This is a genomic window from Rhodococcoides fascians A25f, assembly GCF_000760935.2.
In the GTDB taxonomy this organism is placed as follows: domain Bacteria; phylum Actinomycetota; class Actinomycetes; order Mycobacteriales; family Mycobacteriaceae; genus Rhodococcoides.
This window is the reverse complement of record NZ_CP049744.1, coordinates 3,699,181-3,720,763: the sequence shown is the minus strand read 5'-3', so window position 1 is coordinate 3,720,763 and position 21,583 is coordinate 3,699,181. Positions and strand designations below refer to the sequence as shown.

The window sequence follows — 21,583 nt, the reverse complement described above, 5'->3', positions numbered from 1 at the left end:
GTCCGAGCGGCTTTACTGAGTGCAGATCGAAATTGTGTTCGAATACGCCACTTCCCGCGTTCGACGAACACCGATGTTTCGGCTCGATTTTCTACATCGTGAAGGGGAGTGACATGACTGTATCGGGAGCTTCTGTCACGCCGGATGTGCTCGACGGGTTGTCGCTGCCGGAGCGTGTCGCGTTGCTGCGTAGCCGGATGGCTGCCGTGCCTTCCCGTGGCGAAACGGCGTCGGTGCGCATCGAGAGTTCGGACCCCGACCCCGTTCGTTCCGATCTCGGCGAGGCCGAGCCGAAACGTGCGGTCCGTCAGCGGGCCGTCCTTCCGGTGCCCTCTGCGCTGATCGACGTGCTGCCGCACGGTGGGCTGGTGCGTGGAACGGTGGCCTCGGTGTCCGGTGCAGGCTCGCTGCTGATCGGTTTGGTGGCTGCAGTGACGGGTGCCGGTGGGCATGTCGCCGTCATCGGGCAGCCTCGTTTCGGAGTTCTCGCCGCGGTGGAGATGGGCGCACAGCTGAGCAAACTGGCTCTGATTCCCGATCCGGGCCCCGATCCGGTGGAAGTGGCGGCAATCCTGCTCGACGGTGTGGACCTCGTGGTGCTCGGTCTCGGTGGTCTGTCGGTATCTCCCACTCGGGCCAGAGCCGTGGTGGCCAGGGCACGGAGCAAGGGTTCGACGCTGCTGGTGACCGATGGACACTGGGACGGGGCAGAACTACGGCTGGACGCATCGGTGCACGGTTACGACGGTCTCGGTACGGGTCGGGAGCTGGGACGTGGCAGGCTTCGCGGCGTCCGATTGTCGGTGTGCGCTCGCGGCAAGGCGATGCGGCCCCGCACCGTTCGACTCGATCTGCGTTCGGAGAACGGCCGCATCGAGTGGCATGCCGAACAGCACGAACAGAATCCATTGTCGATCGCGGTCTCGACATGAGCATCGACCGTCCCAGCCGTGTTCTTGCCCTGTGGTGTCCCGATTGGCCCGCTGTTGCAGCAGCTGCTCAGGCCGATCTGCCTGCGACGCATCCGGTGGTCGTCACCTCGGCCAATCGGGTCGTCGCGTGCTCGGCGACGGCACGCGCGTCGGGTATCAAGCGTGGCCTACGGCGTCGGGAAGCGCAGGCGCGGTGCCCGGATGTGCATGTCGCTCTCGCCGATACCGATCGTGATGCGCGACTGTTCGAGCCCGTGGTCTCTGCCGTCGCCGCCATCGCACCGGGAGTCGAAGTGCTGCGGCCGGGTCTGTTGGTTCTCGCTGCTCGCGGTGTCGGACGGTATTTCGGTACCGAGCATCGGGCCGCGGAACGGTTGATCGACCAAGCGTCGGCTGCCGGTGTGGAATGTCAGATCGGTATCGCCGACGAGCTGTCCACCGCGGTCGTTGCCGCTCGGTATGCACAGGTGGTACCGCGCGGAGGTGGTGCCGGCTTTCTCGCTCCGTTGCCGGTGGCAGAACTCTCGGCAGAACCGAGTATGTCCGCTGCCGATCGTGGTGAGTTGGTGGACCTGTTGCGACGCTTGGGTCTACGAACCATCGGCGACTTCGCTGCGCTGTCTCCTGGTGATGTCGCGTCGCGGTTCGGTACCGATGCGGTGTTGGCGCATCGCAGTGCTCGGGGTGAGCCCGAGCGTCCGCCCTCGGCCCGGGCGCTGCCGCCGGATCTCGATGTGGAGTATCGGTGCGATCCACCGATCGATCGGGTCGACGCCGCTGCCTTCGCCGGGCGCGGTCTTGCCGAACAGTTGCACACCAAGCTTGCTGCCGCTGCCGTTGCGTGTACTCGTCTGCTGGTGCATGCCAGTACCGGTAACGGTGAGAACCTGTCGCGGATCTGGCGCTGCGCGGAGCCGTTGACGCCGGAGGGGACCGCCGATCGCGTGCGGTGGCAACTGGACGGCTGGCTCACCGGGCGCAGTGAGAACAAGCCGACATCCGCGATCACTGTTCTGAGGCTCGAGCCGATCGAGGTGGTGGCAGCCGGTGAGCTGCAACTGGGGTTGTGGGGCAGTGTCGGCGACGAGGACGACAGAGCGCGTCGGGCATTGGTGCGCGTTCAGGGTCTGCTCGGTGGCGAATCGGTGCTGGGCGGTGTTCTCAGCGGTGGACGCGGGCCGGCCGAACGGATAACGCTGCGCCCACTCGGCGACGAGCTGGTGCCGATGTCCGATCCATCCCATCCATGGCCGGGACGATTACCCGAGCCTGCTCCGGCGGCAGTGATAGAGACCCGTCCGACAGTGACGCTGATGAATCGGACGGGTACGGGAATCGGCGTCACCGACCGCGGTGTGTTCGACGCGCCACCGGCACGATTGCGCTGGGGAACCAAGGAATGGGAACTGACGGGATTGGCCGGGCCGTGGCCGGTGGACGAGCGGTGGTGGGACAGCGGCAACGCATCGACGGGTCCGACAGCGCGGGCTCAGGTGGTGCTCGACGACGAAAGAGCCCTGCTGCTCGTGTTCGACGAAGGTCGGTGGCGGGTGGAAGGAATCTACGAATAGTGACACCGCTACATTCGAGTGAATGCAGATGATGTCGGAGACGGTCGACCTCGGTGGCGTCGATATCGCGTATCGCTCGTTCGTCCCGCAGGAACACCCCAGCGCGGCACCGGTGCCGGTCATGCTGGTGCACGGGATGGGCGGGGACAGCGGAACCTGGGATCGCTTCGCCCGAGCACTGACAGCTCGAGGTCGCCGGGTGATCACCGTCGATCTGCGCGGGCACGGTAAGAGCGCCCACACACTCACGTACGAGTTCGACTCGTTCGGTGGCGATCTCCTTGCTCTGATCGATCACCTCGGGCTCACCGAAGTCGATCTCGTCGGGCATTCCCTCGGCGGATATGCGGTCTCGCTCGTCGCGCAGCGTCGCCCGTCGCTCGTCCGCCGTCTGGTACTCGAGGAACTTCCGATACCGATTCGGCCGGGGGATGCCCCGCCGAGCCTGACCGGCAAGATGCCGTCGGTCACCGAGCTCTGGCACGCCGCAACCAGCGTTGTCCTGCATCCCCGTGCGGTACTCGCGTTCGATCGGTCGATGACTGCCACTGCTCTCGAGCAGTTCCGTCGGCCGAATCCGCAGTGGTGGGAGTCGTTGGCCGACATCACTGCTCCGACGTTGGTGCTTCGCGGAGGTCCCGGCGGCATGGTCGATCCGGTTCGGCTCGACGCGATGATCGCCGAGATCTCGACCTGCCGCGTCGAAGCGTTTCGCACCGGACACAGCATCCATCGCGACGGTTACTCGGCGTTCGAGGCCACCGTTCTTCCGTTTCTCACGGACTAGGGTTTCGGACATGACTCCGAGTGCGCTCGATCGCGGAATGCTGGGCTGGTCGGCACTGTTCGTCGTATCCCAGGCCAACATCGCTCGGCTGCTCGGACCCGCGGCCCCGAAAGTACTCGAGGTGCAGACGGCCTGGTCCGCGCGGCGCTACCGGCAGATCCTCGCGAGCATGGACGACGCCGAGATCGCCAGATTCCGCAGCCACTACTTTCCCGACTTCGTGCATCCGGCGATCTATGCCATCGCACTGCGGGCCGGTGCACGCAGCCTGGCGGCGAAGACGCCGCTGAGCCCTGCGGCGACGACGGCATTGGCCGTCGCACCCGTTGTCTCCGCCGGCGGTGACTACATCGAGAACATCGTCGGCCTGATGCTGGTGGACAATCGAGAACAGATCACCGACACCGTCGTTCGCGCCACCACCGTGGTCAGCACCGTCAAGTGGATACTGGCGATCGGCTCACTGACGTACCTCAGTCAGGGATTTCTGCGCGTGTGGACAAAGGCGCTGTTGCGCTGAACCTCGCGACAGCCCTACCCCTGTCGTTCGACCAGCTCCTCCCCGAGGGGAGTGCGTACGTACAGCACCGATCGTCCCTGTCTGACGCGTCGCACCACTGCCGCTTCGCGCAGAACACGAAGATGCTGGCTCGCCGCGCTGGGTGAGACACCAAGTGCAGCAGCGATTTCCCCGGTGGTGGTGGGCGCGTCGAGCAGCGTGAGAATCGTGGCACGGTGGGTGCCGAGGAGATTGGTCAGCGCTCGGTTCGCAGCTGTCCGTGCCATGTTCCACACTGCGCCGCGCCCGCGGGCCGGATACACCAGCGACGGAGCCCGCGTCGGGCTGATCTGAGTGATCGCGCCGTGCACGAACACCGACGGAATCAGCGGAAGTCCACGTCCGTCGACGTCGACCCACACCTGGTCCTCGAGCCGATCGACCCACAGCACACCGTCATCCCATCGAACTCGGGAATCGAGGTGCTCGAACATCTTTCGTGCCCCGAAGTGCGAGAGCTGTTGTGCTCGGTAGTCCACATCTCCGTCCAGTACCGCTCGGATCCGGGACCAGTCGGGTTCGAGGCACGTGGCCCAATACTGCGAGAGCGCCTGGACTGAACGGGTGCGCACCGCTCGGGCCGGACCGATGAGGACCGCAGGAATGTCAGTGGAGAAGGCGGCAACGATGTCGCGTCGCATCTCCGCTGCCGGTGTCGCTCCGACAGCGGCGATCTCGTCGTCGAAGGCCGGGGATTCGGTGGGCGGACGGGGAGCGAGAAAGTCCGGGATCCTGCCCTCGGGAGAGACCAACGCCGTCAGCAACTCGGTGTCGCACTGCTGCCATGCCGTCCGGACGCGTCGACGCCACGGCTCGTGCAGACGGTGCCGATTCGGCGAGGTCCAGGCACGCAGACTCAAGACCGTCTCGAACAGCGGCGAGACGGTCAACGAGGTATCCGCCAGGTCGGCGGCTCGGAGATGAAGTGCGAGCATGTAGTCCCACACTAAATGGTGGCGACCGACAGCCGTGCTCGATGTACTGATCCACATGCCCATCGACTTCGAAGATCCAGCCAACAGCGACACCTATTCCGGCCGCGAGGCCGACCCTTCCTGGGGTGCCGCGATCACCGATTTCGTCGATCCGGTCGGCGTGCACGTCATCGATCTCGGATGTGGCGGGGGTACCTATGCGCGTGCATGGCGCACGCTGGGAGCGCGTGTCACAGCTGTCGATTCGAGTGAACCGATCCTGGAGTCCGCCCGCCGATCGTCGCCCGCGGACATTGCGTTCGAGTGTGCACCCGCCGAGCGCACCGGCCTACCCGACGGCCTGGCAGATATCGTGTTCGCTCGCGCGCTCGTCCACCATCTGCCCGACGCATCCGCCCTGGCAACAGAGATGTTCCGGCTGCTGCGGCCGGGTGGTATCGCGATCGTCCAGGATCGGACGAGCGAGGACGCGACACTGGCAGGATCGCCGACGAACCCGCGCGGATATCTCTTCGACGTGTTTCCCCGGTTGACGGAGGTCGAGGGCCGCCGCCGACACGACGTCGACGACGTAGTGGCCGCATTCGCTGGGGCAGGATTCACCGATGTTGCCACGCAACCACTGTGGGAAACCCGTCGACGCTACGAGAATAGCGAGCAGTACCTGACAGAAATCGCCGGCAGAACCGGGCGCTCCATCCTGCACGAACTCTCCGACGTCGAACTCGCGGAGCTGGTCGAGTATCTACGCGGTCGCCTGGCCCCCGGTGAGTTGATCGAACGCGATCGCTGGACTCTCTGGACCGCCGTGGCCCCATGACGCGCACGTCACCAACTGGTGCCGGGAACCAATCTCCCGACACGCCGGATCACTTTGCCGATGCGTGCTTTCGGAGTCTTCGGATCGTACGGGCGGACTCGGTAGGGCACCTTCCCGTCCTCGAGGGGTACCGGCATCTCGCCCTTGGCGGCAGCGGATTCGGCGAACGTACGGTAGTGTTGATGCATCGTGCGGTCTTTGCCCTTGGGGGCAAACATGGCTCCGAACTGTCCGAGTGTTCCCAACGGTGTGTCGATGCGTTTGGGCTTGTCGCTCAATGCGCGGATCACCATCGCGGCGGCCTTTTCTGGTGAGAACACGGTGCCGACGTTCTTGTCGCCTGTCGGGGTGATCATCGGGGTGTCCACCAGGGGCATGTGGATGGTGGTATAGGTGATTCCGTCCGAGAGTGTCTCTGCAGCAGCAACATCGGTGAAACCGTCGAGTGCGGCCTTGCTGGCCACGTAAGCCGAGAAGCGCGGAGGGTGTCCCAGGACCGCGGCACTGGAGATGTTGACGACGTGTCCGAACTGACGTTCGCGCAGGTGCGGTAGCAGCGCCAGCACCAATCGAATCGCGCCGAAATAGTTGACGGCCATGGTGCGCTCGTAATCGTGCAACCGATCGGTGGATCGATAGAGCGACCGGCGGATGGATCGACCGGCGCTGTTCACCAGCATGTCGACGTGACCGTGTTCGCTCAGAACGGTCTTGACGGTGTGGTCCACCGATTCGCTGTCGGTCACGTCGCACGGGTAACCGTAGGCGGTACCGCCCGATTCGCGAATGTGCTCGACCACCTCGTCGAGTTGATCTTGTCCGCGTGCCAGAAGAATGACCACTGCGCCCTTGCGAGCCGCCGCCTCGGCACTGGCTCGGCCGATGCCGGAGGACCCGCCGGTGATGATGATGTGACGACCGAACAGTGCTCCCCGCGGGTCGTCCCGGCGGTTGCGCTTGGGATCGAAGTTCTTCTGCCAGTACGTCCACACGCGATCTGCGTACGTGCGCAGTGGCGGTGGCGTGATCGAGCTGCCCTGCAACGCTTTCTGCGTCGCTGCCGACTCGAACACCGTGGGCAGTGTCAGGTGATCGAGCATGACCGGTGGGACGCCGAGATCGCGGAGGGCGGCGTTGCGCTGCTTTCGTACCGCTCCGGATTTGGGGGACACAACCGGGGCAACCAGTGCTCCGGGAACGTCGAGCACTCGTGCTCGGGATCCGGCCGCCGACGAGAATGCCGAGTACACCTCCGCCATGGACTGTGGACTCGGGTTCACCAAGTGAAAAACACTGCGGGGAGCGGTGTCTCGGTGCACGAGTTCGACGATGGCGTCGGCGACGTAGTCGACCGGAACCAGGTTGGTATTGCCCATCTTCGGCACCGTGATCGGTAGCACGGAGGGCAGCTTGGCCAGTTGCGCGAAGAACGGAAAGAAGTAGTACGGGCCGTCGATCTTGTCGATGGCTCCGGTCTCCGAGTTCCCGATGATTGCGGCAGGCCGGTAGACCCGCCAGTCCACGGTGCTGTCGCGGACCAATTTCTCGGACTCGAACTTGGTGCGATGATAGGCCGTCGGGAATCTCTGGCCGAGGTCGAAATCGTTCTCGGAGAACGTTCCTCGGTAGTCTCCGGCAACGGCGATCGACGAGATGTGATGCAGTCGAGCGCCGGTCTTCTCGGCCAGGCCGATGACCGAGGCGGTTCCGGCGACATTGGTCGGTGCCTGCTCGTCGCCTGCGGTCAGATCGTAGACGGCACCGAGATGGAGGATGTGGTCGATGTCGGACGGCACGTCGGAGAGTCCGAGCTCGGGTTCGGTCAGATCACCGATCAACGGACGAATCCGATCGCCGCCGTCGAGTTGCTGTGCATGTCGCTCGAGGCGAGCCACCGAGTTCGGACGCACCAGCACGTGGATCACGGCGTTCGCGTCACGCTCCAGCAGTCGGGGTAGGACGTTCTTACCGAGAAACCCGGTACCGCCGGTCACGATGTAGTTCGCCATGCGAGCCGACCTTACTCCGAAGTAAGTTCCTGGGCTAGTGGCCTATACCGGCCTTGTCGTGCACTTTCTTCATCCATGCCGGAGCCCACCAATTGGCCTCACCCATGAGCTTGACCAAGGACGGAACCAGCAGCATGCGGATGATGGTGGCGTCGATGATCAGGGCGAGAATGACGCCGAAGCCGAGAAACTTCATGATCGACAGACCCGAGATGGTGAACGCTCCGGTGACGACGATCAGAATCAGCGCTGCCGCGGTGACGATACGTCCGGTGCGCTGAGCACCGAAGACAACGGCTTCTTCGGTGCTCGCTCCCGCCGCGCGAGCTTCGACCATGCGAGACATCAGGAACACTTCGTAGTCGGTCGACAAGCCGAAGATGACCGCGAGGATGAGGACCACGAACGTCGATTCGAGTGGTCCTGGAGTGACGCCGATCAGTCCTGCCCCGTGGCCCTCCTGGAACACCCACGTCAGGGCACCGAATGTCGCGCCCAAGCTCAGCCCTGCCATCAGTACGGCCTTGATCGGCAACACGATCGAGCCGAACGCCAGGAACAGCAGTACCAGCGTCGAGACCACCATGATCGAGATCATCACCGGTAGCCACTTCGCAATGGCCGCATTTCCGTCGTCGATGTTCGCGCGACTGCCGCCGACGAGGATCTCGGTTCCGTCCGGAGGGGTGATCGAGCGCAATGCAGACACTGAGTCGGATTGGGATTCGGCCTCGGTCAGTCCACCGGTCGGTTCGCTGTAGGCCGCCTCGAGGGTCACGAAATCGTCTTTGGAGCCGATGAATTCGGCGCGGGCGATACCGGGCGTGGATTCCACAGCCGAGGTCAGAGCTGCAATGGGTGCGCCCTGAGGCTTGACGCCGTCCAGGCCACGAAGAACGACGGTGGCACCGTCACCGGTCGACTCGAAGTCGGCACCGAGTGTCTCGAACGCCATGCGCGCAGGGTTGTCTTTCGGCAACGCCGTGTAGTCGACCTCGCCGAGTGAGACCTTGAGGATCGGGGTGGCGATGATCAGCAACCCCGCGACGATGACAGCTGCGACGATCCCTGGATGCTTCATCACACGGGTGACCACACCACCCCAGAACTTGTGTGCGCGTGCATCGCTGCGATCGGACGCGGTGCGTGACCAGGTCCAGGAATTGATTCGGGTGCCGAGAATTGCGAGCAGTGCCGGAACGACGGTCAGTGACAGGGCAGCGGCGCTCGCCACCGCGGCCATGGCACCGAATCCGAGGGACCGGATCACTGCCTGGGGGAAGACGAGCATGCCGGCGAACGCGCAGACCAACAGCAGTCCCGAGAAGACGACGGTCTTGCCGGCAGTGGCGACGGTGCGGACGGTCGCGTCGACCGACGTCGACCCGCCCCGCAATTCCTCGCGGAACCTGCTGACGATGAACAATCCGTAGTCGATGGCCAGGCCGAGCCCCAACAGAGACGCGACGTTGATCGAGAACGAACTGACTTCGGTGAACTCGGTGAGGACGCGCAGGATCGCCAAGGAGCTGAGCACGCTCAGGATGCCGACGAACACCGGAACCGCCGCGGCGATCACGCCACCGAAGATGAAGATCAGCAGCAGCAGTGTGATGGGAACAGCGATGAGCTCCGAGCGGACGAGGTCGCTTTCGAGGGTCTCACTGAGCGAAACTCCGACCACCGACGCGCCGGCGAACTGCGATTCGACGCCGGGTACTTCGAGCTGGGGCGGAAGCTCGCCGAAGGTGTTGAACGTGACGCCCGAGTTGGCCCCGAGGGATACCGTCACCAGCGCCTTCGTTCGGTCCTTCGAGACCAGGAATTCTTTGCTGACCGGGTCCGCGGTCCAGTACGAATTCACGTTGCCGAGGGTGTATCGACCGGTGAACTCGTCGAGCGTCGCTTGCACTCGGGGCCCGATGTCGTCGATCGTCTCGCCGTCGGGTGCGGTGTAGATCGCCACGATGTCCGGTGTCGGCTGGCCGATGCCCTGCACCAACCGTGCCACCTCCGACGACTCACTGCCGGCGTCGGCGTAGCCACCCTCGCTCAGCTTCGAGAAGACGCTCAGTCCCAACACCCCGCCGACGGCGACGACGGCAACGACGACTGCCAGCACCCATCGTTTGTGCGATACGACGAACGAGGCCCAACGGGTCACGACGGTGCTCCGGCTCTGTGGAAGGGGTCAGTGGCGACTCGACTGTAGTTGATCGTGTCGGACCCGCGTGCTCTCATTAGAACAGATGTTCGATGCAATGGTGACGCGTGAGGGGAGGGCTCGATGGGATGGAACGACGGACCACCCACGTGGTCGGAGATGGAGCGCGTCCTGTCCGGACGTCCCAAGCCTGCGGCCGAGGGCGACGGCGGCGACAGCCCGGCCTGGTCGCGAAAGAGGGACGTCTACGACCGGACCGTCGACAAGCCCGTGCTGTCCACGACGCCGTATGCAGAATTGCACGCGCACTCGGCGTTCAGCTTTCTCGACGGTGCCTCGCAGCCGGAGGAGATGGTCGAAGAAGCGGTACGCCTCGGCCTCGAATCCATTGCCATCACCGATCACGACGGTTTCTACGGAGTCGTTCGCTTCGCTGAGGCGGCCAGAGCTCTCGGCATCGGAACCGTGTTCGGTGCCGAACTATCGCTCGACAGCGACCGATCGAGGGCCGGAGCGACCGACCCCGACGGCACTCATCTGTTGGTGCTCGCCCGCGGTCAAGAGGGGTATCGACGGCTCTCGCGTCGGATCGCGGCCGCGCACCTGGCCGGTGGGGTCAAAGGTAAGCCGCAGTACGACATCGACGAGCTCACCGAAGCGGCGGGCGGGCACTGGCAGATTCTCACCGGTTGCCGGAAAGGTCATGTTCGGCAGGCACTCTCGCGCGGAGGTCCGGAGGCGGCCGAGGCCGCACTGCGCACTCTCGTCGACCGCTTCGGTCCCGATCGCGTCACCGTCGAACTCACCCGGCACGGAATTGCGGACGACGACGAGCGCAACGATGCGCTCGCGGCACTGGCTCGCAAGTACGGCCTTCCGATGATCGCGACCACGGCCGCGCACTACGCGAGTCCGCGCAGCAGGAGGTTGGCCATGGCAATGGCTGCGGTACGTGCGCGCAGCAGCTTGGACGAGGCCGCCGGTTGGATGGCACCGACGGGCGGCGCACATCTTCGGTCCGGGGCGGAGATGGCCGAATTGTTCGAGCACTATCCGGGCGCGGTACGCGGTGCCGTCGAGCTCGGTCGTGAGTGCTCGTTCGATCTGACGTTGATCGCGCCACGCCTGCCGCCGTTCGAGGTGCCCGACGGTTACACCGAGATCAGTTATCTGCGGCGACTCACGTTCGAGGGCGCGGCCCGACGCTATGGCCCGCAATCGGCGAATCCGGCGGCGTATTCGCAGCTCGAATACGAACTCGACATCATCGAGCGGCTCGAGTTCCCCGGCTACTTTCTGGTGGTCCACGACATCGTCCATTTCTGCAAGACACACGACATCCTCTGTCAGGGAAGAGGTTCGGCAGCGAACTCTGCTGTCTGCTACGCCATCGGTATCACCAACGTCGACCCGGTGGCCAACAAGCTGCTGTTCGAGCGGTTCCTGGCACCCGAACGCGACGGCCCACCCGATATCGATATCGACATCGAATCGGATCGCCGCGAAGAGGCGATCCAGCACGTCTACGCCAAGTACGGCCGTACCCATGCCGCTCAGGTGGCCAACGTCATCACCTACCGCGGCAAGTCCTCGGTACGAGACATGGCCCGTGCGCTCGGCTTCTCGCAGGGGCAACAGGACGCGTGGAGCAAGCAGATCACCCGCTGGTCCGGAATCGGTGATCAGGAAGGTGACGGTATTCCCGAGTCGGTTCTCCAACTTGCGCGGCAGATCGAGGGATTCCCGCGGCACCTCGGCATTCACTCCGGCGGCATGGTGATCTGCGATAGGCCGATCGCAGATGTCTGCCCGGTGGAGTGGGCGACGATGGAGAATCGCAGTGTGCTGCAGTGGGACAAAGACGATTGTGCCGCAGTGGGTTTGGTGAAGTTCGACATGCTCGGGCTGGGCATGCTCTCGGCTCTGCACTACATGATGGACCTGATCGCCGAGCACAAGGGCATCGACATCGACCTCGCCTCGATCGACCTGTCCGAGCCCGAGGTGTACGAGATGCTTCAACGAGCCGATTCGGTGGGGGTGTTCCAGGTCGAATCCCGCGCGCAGATGGCTACTCTGCCGAGGCTCAAGCCGCGTAACTTCTACGATCTGGTGGTCGAGGTCGCCCTGATCCGTCCCGGTCCGATCCAGGGTGGTTCGGTGCACCCGTACATCAAGCGTCGCAACGGACTCGAGCCGGTGATCTTCGAGCACCCGTCGCTCAAGAAGGCACTCGATCGAACTCTCGGAGTTCCGCTGTTCCAGGAACAGCTGATGCAGATGGCCATCGATGTCGCCGGTTTCAGTGCCGCCGACGCCGACCAATTGCGTCGCGCCATGGGATCGAAGCGATCACCGGAGAAGATGGAGCTGCTGCGCGGGCGGTTCTACGACGGGATGCGCGATCTGCACGGCATCACCGGTGAGGCTGCCGACCGCATCTACGAAAAGCTGTCGGCGTTCGCCAATTTCGGCTTCCCCGAGAGTCATTCGCAGAGCTTCGCCTCGTTGGTCTTCTATTCGTCGTGGTTCAAGTTGCATCATCCGGCTGCCTTCTGTGCAGGCTTGTTGCGCGCCCAGCCGATGGGTTTCTACTCGCCTCAATCTTTGGTCGCCGATGCCAGGCGGCACGGCGTGCTGGTGCACGGTGCCGACGTGAACGCCAGTCTCGGTCATGCGAATCTCGAGGGAGACGGCCTCGAGATTCGCATGGGGTTGGCCGATGTGAAGTTCATCGGTACCGCACTGGCACAGAAGATCGTCGATGCCCGGAACTCACACGGGCCGTACACCTCGTTCCTGGATCTGACCGGTCGCGTCGAACTGTCGGTTGCGCAAGCGGAATCGCTGGCCACGGCCGGCGCACTGGGGTGTTTCGGCATCACACGTCGAGAGGCGTTGTGGGCTGCCGGCGCGGCGGCGGGGGAGCGTCCTGGTCTGCTCCCTGGTATCGGCGCGTCGACGAAAGCGCCTGCGCTGCCGGGAATGACAGATCTCGATCTGGCGTCGGCCGATGTCTGGGCAACCGGGGTCTCGCCGAATTCCTATCCCACCCAGTTCTTTCGAGATCGGCTCGAATCTCTCGGGGTGGTTCCTGCGAATCGGTTGCTGCAGATCCCCGATGGAGACCGAGTCCTCGTCGGCGGTGCGGTGACGCATCGCCAGCGGCCTGCCACTGCCGGAGGCGTCACGTTCATCAACCTCGAGGACGAAACCGGCATGGTCAACGTGGTGTGCTCGGTCGGATTGTGGGCCAAGTACCGCAAGTTGGCAATCACGGCTCCGGCGTTGCTGATTCGAGGCAAAGTGCAGAACGCAGAGGGTGCGGTGACCGTGGTGGCAGACCATTTGCAACTGATGGATCTGCGAGTCGCATCCAGGTCGAGGGACTTTCGTTGACCGGGCCGCACCGCTCGCGTGCACAATCGAGTGGTGAAGCTGCTGCTGATTGCCGACACTCATCTCCCGAAGCGTGCTCGCGACCTGCCCGACGAAGTGTGGTCGGCCGTTGACGACGCAGATGTCGTGATCCACGCCGGTGATTGGGTGGACCTCGCATCGTTCGAGGCACTGTCGAAGCGGTCGCGTTCTCTGGTCGCGTGCTGGGGGAACAACGACGGTGACGAGTTACGGGCTCTGATGCCCGAGCGCGCCGACGTCTCGCTCGGCGGAGTTCGGTTCACCGTGGTGCACGAGACCGGTGCCGCGACGGGCCGTGAACGACGCATGGCGTCGGCATACCCGGAGACGGACGTCCTCGTGTTCGGGCACAGTCACATACCGTGGGACACCTTCGCAGACAACGGTCTACGGCTGCTCAACCCCGGATCTCCTACGGATCGGCGTCGGCAACCTTTCTGCACCTACATGACGGCCGTTGCCGAGAACGGGGAGCTCGACGCAGTCGAACTGCACCGCATCGCACCTCGCTAGTGGCAGCCGAGGCGTTCACATACCGCCGGCCACCCGTACGACGGTTCCGGTGGCGTACCGCGCATCGGCGGAGAGCAACCACGACACCGCACCGGCGATCTCGTCCGGCACACCTGGGCGACCGAGGGGGATGTTCGACGCCATCTTCTGCGGCCGTTGTCGATCTCGGTGGAAGTCGGTTTCGATGATTCCGGGTGCCACTGCATTGACCCGAATATTCTGCCCGGCAACCTCTTTGGACAGACCGACGGTCAGTGTATCGACCGCAGCCTTGGCTGCCGCATAGTGCACATACATTCCGGGGCTACCGAGGGTGGCGGCAGCAGAGGACATGTTGACGATTGCTCCACCCGATTCGGCCATCGCTGCGATCGCATATTTGCAGCAGGTGATCACCCCGATCAAGTTGACATCGAGGTCTGCTCTGATGGTCTCGATGTCGTTGTCCACCAGCATCCCGACGGCGCGTGCCGAGCCCGCGTTGTTCACCAATCCGGTGAGGGTGCCGATCTCCGCGGCCGCGGAGAACAGGGCGGAGACCGCCTGCTCGTCGGTGGTGTCGGCGCATACCGCGACCACAGTTCGGCCGGATGTCGACAACTCTGTGGCGAGTCTCTCGGCAGCGACGGCATCGGAACGGTAGCCGATCACCACATCGTGCCCGTCGGCAGCCAGCCGTCGGGACACGGCGGCACCGATCCCGCGGCTGCCACCGGTGACGATGGTCAAGGGAGCGCTCATCGTTCGACAATAGCCACCGTGGAGAGGGCACAATTGCGGAAGCACCAACCGCGTTCGACGGAAGGAGGTCTGTGATGATCGATCGGCCGGAGTTGGCCGCTTTTCTTCGGCAGCGGCGTGAGTCGTTGCAGCCCGAGGACATCGGCCTTCCACGTGGACAGCGCAGGCGAACGCAGGGCCTTCGACGCGAGGAGGTCGCCGAACTGTGCCATATGTCGACCGACTACTACGCCCGGCTCGAACGTGGGTCCGGTCCGGCTCCGTCGGAGCAGATGATTGCGTCGATCGCGCAGGGGTTGCATCTGTCGCTGGGCGAGCGTGATCACGTGTTCCGCCTCGCCGGGCACGCTCCTCCTGTGCGCGGGATCTCGACCGATCACATCAGCCCAGGATTGCTGCGGATACTGGACCGACTGAACGACACCCCCGCCGAGATCGTGTCCGAGCTCGGTGAAACTCTGCGCCAGACGCCGCTGGGCGCGGCATTGACCGGCGATGCGTCGTTGCGCACCGGGCCGAACCGGAGTCTGGGATATCGCTGGTTCACCGACCCCGCTACCCAGCAGTCGTACCCGCCGGACGAGCGTGCCGTGCTGTCTCGGGTGTATGCGTCGGGGCTGCGTGAGATCGTCACTCTTCGCGGGCCGGACTCCACAGCAGCGCATCTGGCCGCCGAGCTGCACGAGGTCAGCGAGGAATTCCGAACCCTGTGGGAGAAGCGCGAAGTGGGGGTGCATCCACCCGAGTCCAAGAGGTTCCTGCACCCGACGGTCGGCATGTTGCAGCTGAACTGTCAGACCCTTCTCGACCCGGAGCAAGCGCATCGGCTGTTGGTGTACACGGCAGTACCCGGCAGCGAGAGCTACGCCAAATTGGAACTGCTCGCGGTGGTGGGAACACAGGTCCTGTCCTGACTCGGTGCAGACTGTCGGAGTATCAGTGGATCGGGAAGTCCTGGATAAGCCCGAAACGGTAGTCGAACATGGGTTCTGCACGTCCGAGCCGGACGATCACAACACCCGAGGAGCTTGATATGGGCCGCATCGCAGATCTATCCATCCCCGACCTGAACGGCAAGCGCGCCGTCGTCACGGGAGCCAGCGACGGGATCGGTACGGTCATCGCGACGCGCCTCGCGCGTGCCGGAGCAGAGGTCGTCATGCCGGTGCGCTCTGCCGCCAAGGGGGAGCGCGCAGCCGAGTCGATTCGGTCTGCGGTACCCGGTGCGCAGGTCAGCACCCGCGAGTTGGACCTGTCGTCACTGAATTCGGTTGCAGCGTTGGCGAGCGAGCTCGTCTCCGAAGGACGGCCGATCGATGTGCTCGTCAACAATGCAGGAGTCATGCAGCCACCCGAGCGCCAAGTCACTCAGGACGGATTCGAGCTGCAGTTCGGAACCAACCACCTCGGTCATTTCGCACTCACCCTCGCTCTGCTGCCGCTTCTTCGTGCCGGCCGTGCTCGAGTCACCCATCAGACGAGCATCGCGGCGCGATCGGGGACCATCAACTGGGACGACCTGAACTGGGAGCGTTCCTACGACGTGATGGAGGCATACAGTCAGTCGAAGCTCGCGGTGGCCTTGTTCGCCCGCGAACTCGACGCACGCAGCAGGGCCGGTGGGTGGGGAATCACCAGCAATATGGCCCATCCCGGAATTTCACCGACCAATCTGCTTGCGGCCCAACCAGGTCTGGGGCGTCCGAAAGATTCTGCGGGAAGACGGCTCATCGGTGTTCTTGCCCGCGTCGGCATCGCAGGAACAGTGGACAGCGCCGCGCAACCGGGCGTTATCGCCGCGGCGGGTACGGTCTCGCGCGGTGATCAGTTCGTCGGTCCCGCCCGGTTGATCGGCGGACCGCCGGCCGAGGTCGGGCTGTGGAAGCCACTGCGCAACATGGACGACGCACGCCGGCTGTGGGAAGCGTCCGAAGAGCTGACCGGTGCGAGACTCTCGTCCTGAAGCGCTCGACTTCGACTGCGTCGCATCGACTGTCATCGAGGTGTCGGCGCGGGTTCCCGGGCATGGTCGACCAAATCGTGCACCAACCCGATGATGACATCCATCTGAGCGATCACCTCGACGCGCAGCCGGTCCTGCTCCTCTTCGGGCATGTCCGGTGAGTCGGGCCGGTCGAGAGACATCAGTAGGTCGATGTTCGTCCGCAGTGCCGTCAACGGCTGCATCAGTTCGGCACCTGCATCGACGATCAACTGCCCTTGGCGTTCTCGCGATCGCGACAGAGCTGCCAACATTTCGTTGAAGCTGTTGGCGAGTGAGGCCAGTTCGTCGTCTCCGTTGACGTCGATGGGCTCGAAACTTCCAGTTCTGGCGACTCTTTCGGTGCCGGCACGGAGGCGTCGGACCGGTCGGAGTCCGGTTCGGGCAACAGCGGCACCGGCGACACCGGCCAGCGCTACGAGGAATGCCCCGACGATAACGAGTGCAAGTGTGAGCTTGGCGAGCAGTGGTGACGCTTCGCTGAGCGATTCGGCCACCATGATCGTTGCGCCTGAGTCGGTGCGTTGGGCCGAGAGGTAGTAGCCACGGACCTCACGCAGCGACCGATCGACGCTACCGTCGACGACAGATTTTTCAGGGCCGTCCAGGGTGCCGTCCGAGTTGATGAACGGTTCGGTGCCGTTCGTCGACGTCACCAACGCGCCGTCGCTCGTCACCAGCGCTACTTTTACCTTGGTGCCCTCGGTGTCTTCGATGCCGAAGCCGAGCAGACCGGCAGGCAGGCCGGATGTCGCGCTGGCGATGATGGCGTCGCTGTTGCGGCCGACGCGGTCGATGATCTGCGAACGTAAGGCTTGCTCCGCAACGAGATAGATCGCCAGAGCACTCACGGCTACGGCGAGGGCCGCCACACTCATCGTCAACACTCGTATCCGGCCGTGCAGCGACAGTGCCCTCGGGCGAGTGGCCGCACGTGAATTCCTCATTTTTCGAGTATGCCGGTCGGCGCGAGTCCATGACTCCGCAGACCAGTCCAGAGTGTCGGGGTGATGGAGCAGAGCGCGGTGGGTGAGGGGTTCGACGCAGTTGCTCAGGGTCGCCGGTCGGCGGGCGCGTTGCCTTCGTCCCATCGTTGCGCCCATTGCCATAGTGGTTCCAGTGCCGGCCCCAGCTCGTCACCGAGTTCGGTCAGGCGATAGGTCCCATCCGAGTCTTTCAGTAGCACTCGCGCATCGACGAGCGTGCGCAGTCGGGTGGCGAGAACGCTGGATGAGATGTCGTCGGTGCGTCGCCTGAGTTCGAGGAACCCGAGCGGCCCGTCGCGCAGTTCCCACAGGATGCGCATGTTCCATCGCTGCCCCAGTAGATCGAGCACGGCCATCATCGATCGGCGGGGTGCGTTTGCCATTTCCATCGCGCTTCATCATAGTGGTTCGAAAATCGAAGCAGTTCGAAAATCGAAGCTAGAGGAGGATGTCGATGACCCGACGTATGGACGGAAAGTCGGTGTTGATCACCGGCGCTTCCCGAGGCATCGGAGCCGAAACCGCGGTGCAGCTGGGTGCGGGAGGTGCGATGGTTGCGGTGAACTACCGAGAGAAGAAGCGCAGGGCCGACGCCGTGGTGCGAACGATCGAGGAGAGCGGGGGTCGAGCTCTGGCTGTCGGAGCCGACGTCACCGATCAGGACGCAATCGATGCGATGCTCGACTCGGTTGTCACCGAGTTCGGCGCTCTCGATGTGCTGGTGCTCAACGCATCCGGTGGACTCGAGCTCGGTGCCGACCCCGGCTACGCGATGAACATCAACCGCGACGCCCAGGTTTCATTGGCTCGAGCGGCCACCGATCGGATGAAGCCCGGCTCGCGCATCGTATTCCTCACCAGTCATCAGGCGCATTTTCACGGCCGAAAGCCGGTCCCTGTCGAGTACGAGCCCATTGCCGCCAGCAAGCGTGCAGGTGAGGACGCCCTGCGCGACTCGATTCCCCACTTCGAGAGTCGAGGCATCGAATTGGTCGTCGTCTCGGGGGACATGATCGAGGGCACGATCGTCGTCACTCTGCTGGAGCGCCGCAACCCCGACGCGGTGGCCGCTCGTACCGCACACGGTGCGCTTCCGACAGTCGCCGAATTCGCTACGGCTGTGGTGGCAGCATGCGTCGATCCGATCGAAAAATCAGGGCATGTCGTTTACGTCGGCGGAGCCGATTACCTCGAGCAGTAGCTGCGGGTAATCGGCTCCGTTCGACGACGGGAGATCGTGTCCCCGAAGATCAGCTACCGAGGACGCAGAACTGGCCGCTGGAAAGATTCAGGGCGAGAGACAGCGGGCCGACGCAATCGACGCCCTGCCCTTCGGATGTGGCACCGGATCCCCACCCTGCGACGGCGAGAGTGGTTTGGCCGGCGTCGGCCCACGAGTGTGCGATGCCCCCGCCGAGCGCGAGAGCGTATGCCGTACCCGCATTCTTGCTGGCTCCGAGTGCGACGCCGTATCCGTTGGCGTAGGTGGTCGTTGCGCCGGGGCCGTCGTTGACGCTGACCGCGGTACCGCTGTCAGCAGCACCGGCGGTCGCCCGGCCGGTGCCCTCCGAGGTGGCGCCGCAGCTGGCGGTGCCGTCGACCTGGATGTCGTTGGCCGAGGGCGGAGACACACAGTTGACGGGGGCGGCCGACGCGGTGCCGGCACCCACCAGCGCCGCGGCGGTCATTCCTGAGCCGAGGGCGAATATTGCTGCGGTGCGGGCAATTCGGCTACCGAACCGACTCGACGATCGCGTGGTGGAGGAGTAGGACGAAGAACGGCGGGGCTGGGAAACAGAGAACAACAGAAAGCTCCTTCAAGAGCGAAACGGGTCGATGCGGCACACCGTACCCCGCTCGAGTCCTTGACGGCAGCATGCTGACGAGGTTTGTGTAACGGTGCCGCTGGCATCCGTGAATGAATCGTCGTTGAAGTCCGGTTTTGCGTACCCTTGCCGGAGCTGTCGTGGCCGCCGGTCGTGCGTTCGGGGCACTGTCCTGTCCTGTGGTGGAATAGTCCAATTCGGTTCCATCGCTTGATATTTCGATGTTCGCATCAGAGTTGTCCGTCACGTCCGAGTCGGTACTCGGCGGGGCGGGAGCGCAAGCGCCGATGCCCGTCGATCGCAAAGAAATCGTTACCGACAGCTACCGCCCGCCGCTGTGGCGAAGACGCGTCGAACACTGCCGATCTCATCGAGACTGGATCGACAGTGTCGAGCCGTCGGGGCACGTGTGACGGTTCGTTGTCACAGACGATCGGCCTGCCCATTTATCGACGCTCACAATTGATTTCGCGTCCAAGGAAGGGGATGGCTCGGCCGGAACAGCTCCATTCAGGGTGACCGTCGAAGACCTGACCACGCGGCCTCAGGGACCGGTTGTACCGCCGTACGTAGCAATCTTGTATTCGGTTGCCACCAGCGAGAGCTGCAGTTCGCGGATGCGGCGTCGAACGGTGTCTCGATGCTCGACGAGCATGTCGAGTCGTGCCGGAACGGTGTGCTCTCCGCCGTCGACCAGCTCGACGTAGTGCTGCAAGTCGCGCATCGGCATTCCCGACAGCCGCATGCGGGTGAGAAACACGAGTCTACGAATGGCTACGTTGTCGTAGCTGCGATGGTCGAGCCCGTCGCGGGCCACCTCGATCAGACCGCACCGTTCGTAGTACCGAAGGGTGTGTGCGGATATATCGAGCAACTCGGAAACCTCGGAGATCCCGAGTGGTTCGGAGAGCTCTCCGGGCTCGATCAGCTCGTGTACCAGTTCGACGGTCAACGGTGCGTCCGAATCCGCCACGGCTGCCAGCGCCCTGTTCATCAAGTCCGTAGTCGCCATGAGTACAGAAGATAGTCCGGCGAGCGGTGTCAGACCGGCCGGACAGATTCGGGAACACCCGGGAAATCCGCACCGGCGGAGGATGCCCCGGTGACGAGCCAGGTACGTGGTGAATCGGTCCGTTGTGCTGCAGATGTCATGAAAACGCACGCTAGGGGTTCGAGCGCACTCGAACGCAAACTCCTCAGACGCTGCCCTGGTACCCGTGTTGCCGCCATGCCTCGTACATCGTCACCGCCGCTGCGTTGGCGAGGTTGAGTGATCGACGGCCGGGAATCATCGGTATGCGAAGGCGGTCGCTCACGTGCGGGTCGTCGAGGACCTCGTCGGGGAGTCCGGTGGGTTCCGGCCCGAAGAGGAGAACATCGCCGGGCTCGTACGCAACGTCGGCGTAGGAACGTGTGGCGTGGGCGGTGTAGGCGAACACTCGCGTCGGTGCCAGAGCCGACCAGGCCGACGGCAGGTCTCGGTGCACGGTGACGGACGCCAGATCGTGGTAGTCCAAGCCGGCCCGTTTGAGCTTCGGCTCGGACATGTCGAAGCCGAGCGGACCCACCAGGTGCAGCTCGCATCCGGTGCCGGCGACCAGGCGAATTGCATTGCCGGTGTTCTGGGGGATTCGGGGCTCGAAGAACATCAGTCGAAACACCCGGTTCACTCTGCCACCACGAACCGGGGAAGTATGGGGCAGGTGGACGACGAGCAGATCATCGGCGAAGATTTTTCCGACACTCGATTGGACGGGCAGGAGTGGAACGGCAGGCAATTCGTCCGGTGCACCTTTCGTGATGCCGACATGAGTGGAGTGCGAACCGACTCGGTCGTGTTCACCGAATGCGATTTCACCGGCACCGACCTGACCGAATCGATCCACACGAATTCTGCATTTCGATCGTGCACCTTCACTCGGACGAATTTGCAGCACAGCACATTTCGTCACTCGACCATGATGGGTTCGGTGTTTGTGGACAGTCGGATGCGGCCCGCGACCTACGACGAGGTCGATTTCACTCTCGCGGCGTTGGGGAACGTCGACCTGCGCGGTCTCGACCTCACGGGGTGCCGGATGCGGGAGGCGAACCTGGTGTCTGCGGATTTTCGGAAAGCAACAGTGCGCTCGGTCGATTTCGCGGGAGCCCGCACTGTCGACGCCAAGTTCGACGAGGCCGACCTGCGTGGAGCCGTTGCCGATCCGTCCCTGTGGGTGAGCGCGAGTGTGCGGGGTGCCAAGATCGAGCTGATGCAGGCCGTGGCATACGCGGGAGCGCACGGTCTCGTCGTGGAGGGTTGACGCGGTCTTCGGACC

General features: G+C 64.0%; 20 protein-coding genes. 11 read left to right on the top strand and 9 right to left on the bottom strand.

Annotated elements, in window-relative coordinates:
- Positions 1 to 113 precede the first annotated feature (113 nt).
- The 4 genes from BH93_RS17520 to BH93_RS17505 are packed head-to-tail and all read left to right on the top strand — an operon-like array spanning position 114 to position 3,810.
- Positions 114 to 932 (top strand): hypothetical protein, encoded by an 819-nt coding sequence (locus BH93_RS17520; protein WP_155291094.1) that lies wholly within the window; start codon positions 114 to 116, stop codon positions 930 to 932.
- Positions 929 to 2,503 (top strand): DNA polymerase Y family protein, encoded by a 1,575-nt coding sequence (locus BH93_RS17515; RefSeq protein ID WP_037176645.1) that lies wholly within the window; start codon positions 929 to 931, stop codon positions 2,501 to 2,503. Before BH93_RS17520 ends, BH93_RS17515 begins: the two co-directional genes overlap by 4 nt.
- Positions 2,504 to 2,525: 22 nt before the next feature.
- Complete coding sequence (locus tag BH93_RS17510; RefSeq protein ID WP_037176647.1) at positions 2,526 to 3,290, top strand: alpha/beta fold hydrolase; 765 nt, start codon at positions 2,526 to 2,528, stop codon at positions 3,288 to 3,290.
- Between the two features lie 10 nt (positions 3,291 to 3,300).
- Positions 3,301 to 3,810 carry a hypothetical protein gene (locus BH93_RS17505; protein ID WP_037176648.1) on the top strand — a complete coding sequence of 170 codons (510 nt, stop codon included), beginning with the start codon at positions 3,301 to 3,303 and terminating at the stop codon, positions 3,808 to 3,810.
- Positions 3,811 to 3,824: 14 nt separating this feature from the next.
- Here BH93_RS17505 and BH93_RS17500 read toward each other — a convergent pair whose 3' ends face one another.
- The gene (locus BH93_RS17500; protein ID WP_037177106.1) at positions 3,825 to 4,784 is read right to left on the bottom strand and encodes an ArsR/SmtB family transcription factor; all 960 of its coding nucleotides are present in this window, start codon (positions 4,782 to 4,784) and stop codon (positions 3,825 to 3,827) included.
- A gap of 55 nt (positions 4,785 to 4,839) precedes the next feature.
- On the opposite strand from BH93_RS17500, the gene BH93_RS17495 reads away from it, so the two are divergent.
- Positions 4,840 to 5,604, top strand: a complete 765-nt coding sequence (locus BH93_RS17495; RefSeq protein ID WP_037177107.1) for a class I SAM-dependent methyltransferase — start codon at positions 4,840 to 4,842, stop codon at positions 5,602 to 5,604.
- An 8-nt stretch (positions 5,605 to 5,612) separates the two neighbouring features.
- On the opposite strand, the gene BH93_RS17490 is transcribed toward BH93_RS17495, so the two are convergent.
- Both BH93_RS17490 and BH93_RS17485 read right to left on the bottom strand, forming a co-directional pair.
- The gene (locus BH93_RS17490) at positions 5,613 to 7,613 is read right to left on the bottom strand and encodes an SDR family oxidoreductase (RefSeq protein WP_037176651.1); all 2,001 of its coding nucleotides are present in this window, start codon (positions 7,611 to 7,613) and stop codon (positions 5,613 to 5,615) included.
- 34 nt (positions 7,614 to 7,647) lie between these two features.
- Complete coding sequence (locus tag BH93_RS17485) at positions 7,648 to 9,777, bottom strand: MMPL family transporter (RefSeq protein WP_037176653.1); 2,130 nt, start codon at positions 9,775 to 9,777, stop codon at positions 7,648 to 7,650.
- Between the two features lie 123 nt (positions 9,778 to 9,900).
- Here BH93_RS17485 and BH93_RS17480 point away from each other — a divergent pair, with 123 nt between their 5' ends.
- Positions 9,901 to 13,176, top strand: coding sequence for an error-prone DNA polymerase (locus BH93_RS17480; RefSeq protein ID WP_037176654.1), 3,276 nt, complete (start codon positions 9,901 to 9,903; stop codon positions 13,174 to 13,176).
- A gap of 33 nt (positions 13,177 to 13,209) precedes the next feature.
- Positions 13,210 to 13,710 (top strand): metallophosphoesterase family protein, encoded by a 501-nt coding sequence (locus BH93_RS17475; protein ID WP_037177108.1) that lies wholly within the window; start codon positions 13,210 to 13,212, stop codon positions 13,708 to 13,710.
- 15 nt (positions 13,711 to 13,725) lie between these two features.
- Here the strand turns inward: BH93_RS17475 and BH93_RS17470 are convergent, their stop codons facing one another.
- Positions 13,726 to 14,451, bottom strand: a complete 726-nt coding sequence (locus tag BH93_RS17470) for an SDR family NAD(P)-dependent oxidoreductase (protein WP_037176656.1) — start codon at positions 14,449 to 14,451, stop codon at positions 13,726 to 13,728.
- Positions 14,452 to 14,525: 74 nt separating this feature from the next.
- Here BH93_RS17470 and BH93_RS17465 point away from each other — a divergent pair, with 74 nt between their 5' ends.
- Both BH93_RS17465 and BH93_RS17460 read left to right on the top strand, forming a co-directional pair.
- Positions 14,526 to 15,365 carry a helix-turn-helix transcriptional regulator gene (locus tag BH93_RS17465; protein WP_032404708.1) on the top strand — a complete coding sequence of 280 codons (840 nt, stop codon included), beginning with the start codon at positions 14,526 to 14,528 and terminating at the stop codon, positions 15,363 to 15,365.
- Positions 15,366 to 15,484: 119 nt separating this feature from the next.
- Entirely contained in the window at positions 15,485 to 16,414 is a 930-nt protein-coding gene (locus BH93_RS17460; protein WP_037176657.1) for an SDR family oxidoreductase, read from the top strand.
- A gap of 32 nt (positions 16,415 to 16,446) precedes the next feature.
- On the opposite strand, the gene BH93_RS17455 is transcribed toward BH93_RS17460, so the two are convergent.
- Both BH93_RS17455 and BH93_RS17450 read right to left on the bottom strand, forming a co-directional pair.
- The gene (locus BH93_RS17455; RefSeq protein ID WP_037176659.1) at positions 16,447 to 17,400 is read right to left on the bottom strand and encodes a methyl-accepting chemotaxis protein; all 954 of its coding nucleotides are present in this window, start codon (positions 17,398 to 17,400) and stop codon (positions 16,447 to 16,449) included.
- Between the two features lie 104 nt (positions 17,401 to 17,504).
- Positions 17,505 to 17,828: a winged helix-turn-helix transcriptional regulator gene (locus BH93_RS17450; RefSeq protein WP_032376810.1), complete on the bottom strand. Its 324-nt coding sequence runs from the start codon at positions 17,826 to 17,828 to the stop codon at positions 17,505 to 17,507.
- Between the two features lie 65 nt (positions 17,829 to 17,893).
- Between BH93_RS17450 and BH93_RS17445 the strand changes: the two genes are divergently transcribed.
- Positions 17,894 to 18,640, top strand: a complete 747-nt coding sequence (locus BH93_RS17445) for an SDR family oxidoreductase (protein ID WP_347402316.1) — start codon at positions 17,894 to 17,896, stop codon at positions 18,638 to 18,640.
- Positions 18,641 to 18,689: 49 nt separating this feature from the next.
- Here the strand turns inward: BH93_RS17445 and BH93_RS17440 are convergent, their stop codons facing one another.
- From BH93_RS17440 to BH93_RS17430, 3 genes are all read right to left on the bottom strand, one after another.
- The gene (locus BH93_RS17440; RefSeq protein ID WP_197914423.1) at positions 18,690 to 19,244 is read right to left on the bottom strand and encodes a DUF6764 family protein; all 555 of its coding nucleotides are present in this window, start codon (positions 19,242 to 19,244) and stop codon (positions 18,690 to 18,692) included.
- A 565-nt stretch (positions 19,245 to 19,809) separates the two neighbouring features.
- Positions 19,810 to 20,277, bottom strand: coding sequence for a MerR family transcriptional regulator (locus BH93_RS17435; protein WP_037176666.1), 468 nt, complete (start codon positions 20,275 to 20,277; stop codon positions 19,810 to 19,812).
- A gap of 184 nt (positions 20,278 to 20,461) precedes the next feature.
- Entirely contained in the window at positions 20,462 to 20,926 is a 465-nt protein-coding gene (locus tag BH93_RS17430; RefSeq protein WP_197914422.1) for a tRNA (cytidine(34)-2'-O)-methyltransferase, read from the bottom strand.
- A 33-nt stretch (positions 20,927 to 20,959) separates the two neighbouring features.
- On the opposite strand from BH93_RS17430, the gene BH93_RS17425 reads away from it, so the two are divergent.
- Positions 20,960 to 21,568: a pentapeptide repeat-containing protein gene (locus BH93_RS17425; protein ID WP_032376816.1), complete on the top strand. Its 609-nt coding sequence runs from the start codon at positions 20,960 to 20,962 to the stop codon at positions 21,566 to 21,568.
- Positions 21,569 to 21,583 lie beyond the last annotated feature (15 nt).

What these genes read in the sequence shown, in the direction of transcription:
- BH93_RS17520 (WP_155291094.1), top strand. Translation starts at nt 114, where the DNA reads ATGACTGTATCGGGAGCTTCTGTCACGCCGGATGTGCTCGACGGGTTG.
- BH93_RS17515 (WP_037176645.1), top strand. Translation starts at nt 929, where the DNA reads ATGAGCATCGACCGTCCCAGCCGTGTTCTTGCCCTGTGGTGTCCCGAT.
- BH93_RS17510 (WP_037176647.1), top strand. Translation starts at nt 2,526, where the DNA reads ATGCAGATGATGTCGGAGACGGTCGACCTCGGTGGCGTCGATATCGCG.
- BH93_RS17505 (WP_037176648.1), top strand. Translation starts at nt 3,301, where the DNA reads ATGACTCCGAGTGCGCTCGATCGCGGAATGCTGGGCTGGTCGGCACTG.
- BH93_RS17500 (WP_037177106.1), bottom strand. Translation starts at nt 4,784, where the DNA reads ATGCTCGCACTTCATCTCCGAGCCGCCGACCTGGCGGATACCTCGTTG.
- BH93_RS17495 (WP_037177107.1), top strand. Translation starts at nt 4,840, where the DNA reads ATGCCCATCGACTTCGAAGATCCAGCCAACAGCGACACCTATTCCGGC.
- BH93_RS17490 (WP_037176651.1), bottom strand. Translation starts at nt 7,613, where the DNA reads ATGGCGAACTACATCGTGACCGGCGGTACCGGGTTTCTCGGTAAGAAC.
- BH93_RS17480 (WP_037176654.1), top strand. Translation starts at nt 9,901, where the DNA reads ATGGGATGGAACGACGGACCACCCACGTGGTCGGAGATGGAGCGCGTC.
- BH93_RS17470 (WP_037176656.1), bottom strand. Translation starts at nt 14,451, where the DNA reads ATGAGCGCTCCCTTGACCATCGTCACCGGTGGCAGCCGCGGGATCGGT.
- BH93_RS17465 (WP_032404708.1), top strand. Translation starts at nt 14,526, where the DNA reads ATGATCGATCGGCCGGAGTTGGCCGCTTTTCTTCGGCAGCGGCGTGAG.
- BH93_RS17460 (WP_037176657.1), top strand. Translation starts at nt 15,485, where the DNA reads ATGGGCCGCATCGCAGATCTATCCATCCCCGACCTGAACGGCAAGCGC.
- BH93_RS17455 (WP_037176659.1), bottom strand. Translation starts at nt 17,400, where the DNA reads ATGAGGAATTCACGTGCGGCCACTCGCCCGAGGGCACTGTCGCTGCAC.
- BH93_RS17450 (WP_032376810.1), bottom strand. Translation starts at nt 17,828, where the DNA reads ATGGAAATGGCAAACGCACCCCGCCGATCGATGATGGCCGTGCTCGAT.
- BH93_RS17445 (WP_347402316.1), top strand. Translation starts at nt 17,894, where the DNA reads ATGACCCGACGTATGGACGGAAAGTCGGTGTTGATCACCGGCGCTTCC.
- BH93_RS17435 (WP_037176666.1), bottom strand. Translation starts at nt 20,277, where the DNA reads ATGGCGACTACGGACTTGATGAACAGGGCGCTGGCAGCCGTGGCGGAT.
- BH93_RS17425 (WP_032376816.1), top strand. Translation starts at nt 20,960, where the DNA reads ATGGGGCAGGTGGACGACGAGCAGATCATCGGCGAAGATTTTTCCGAC.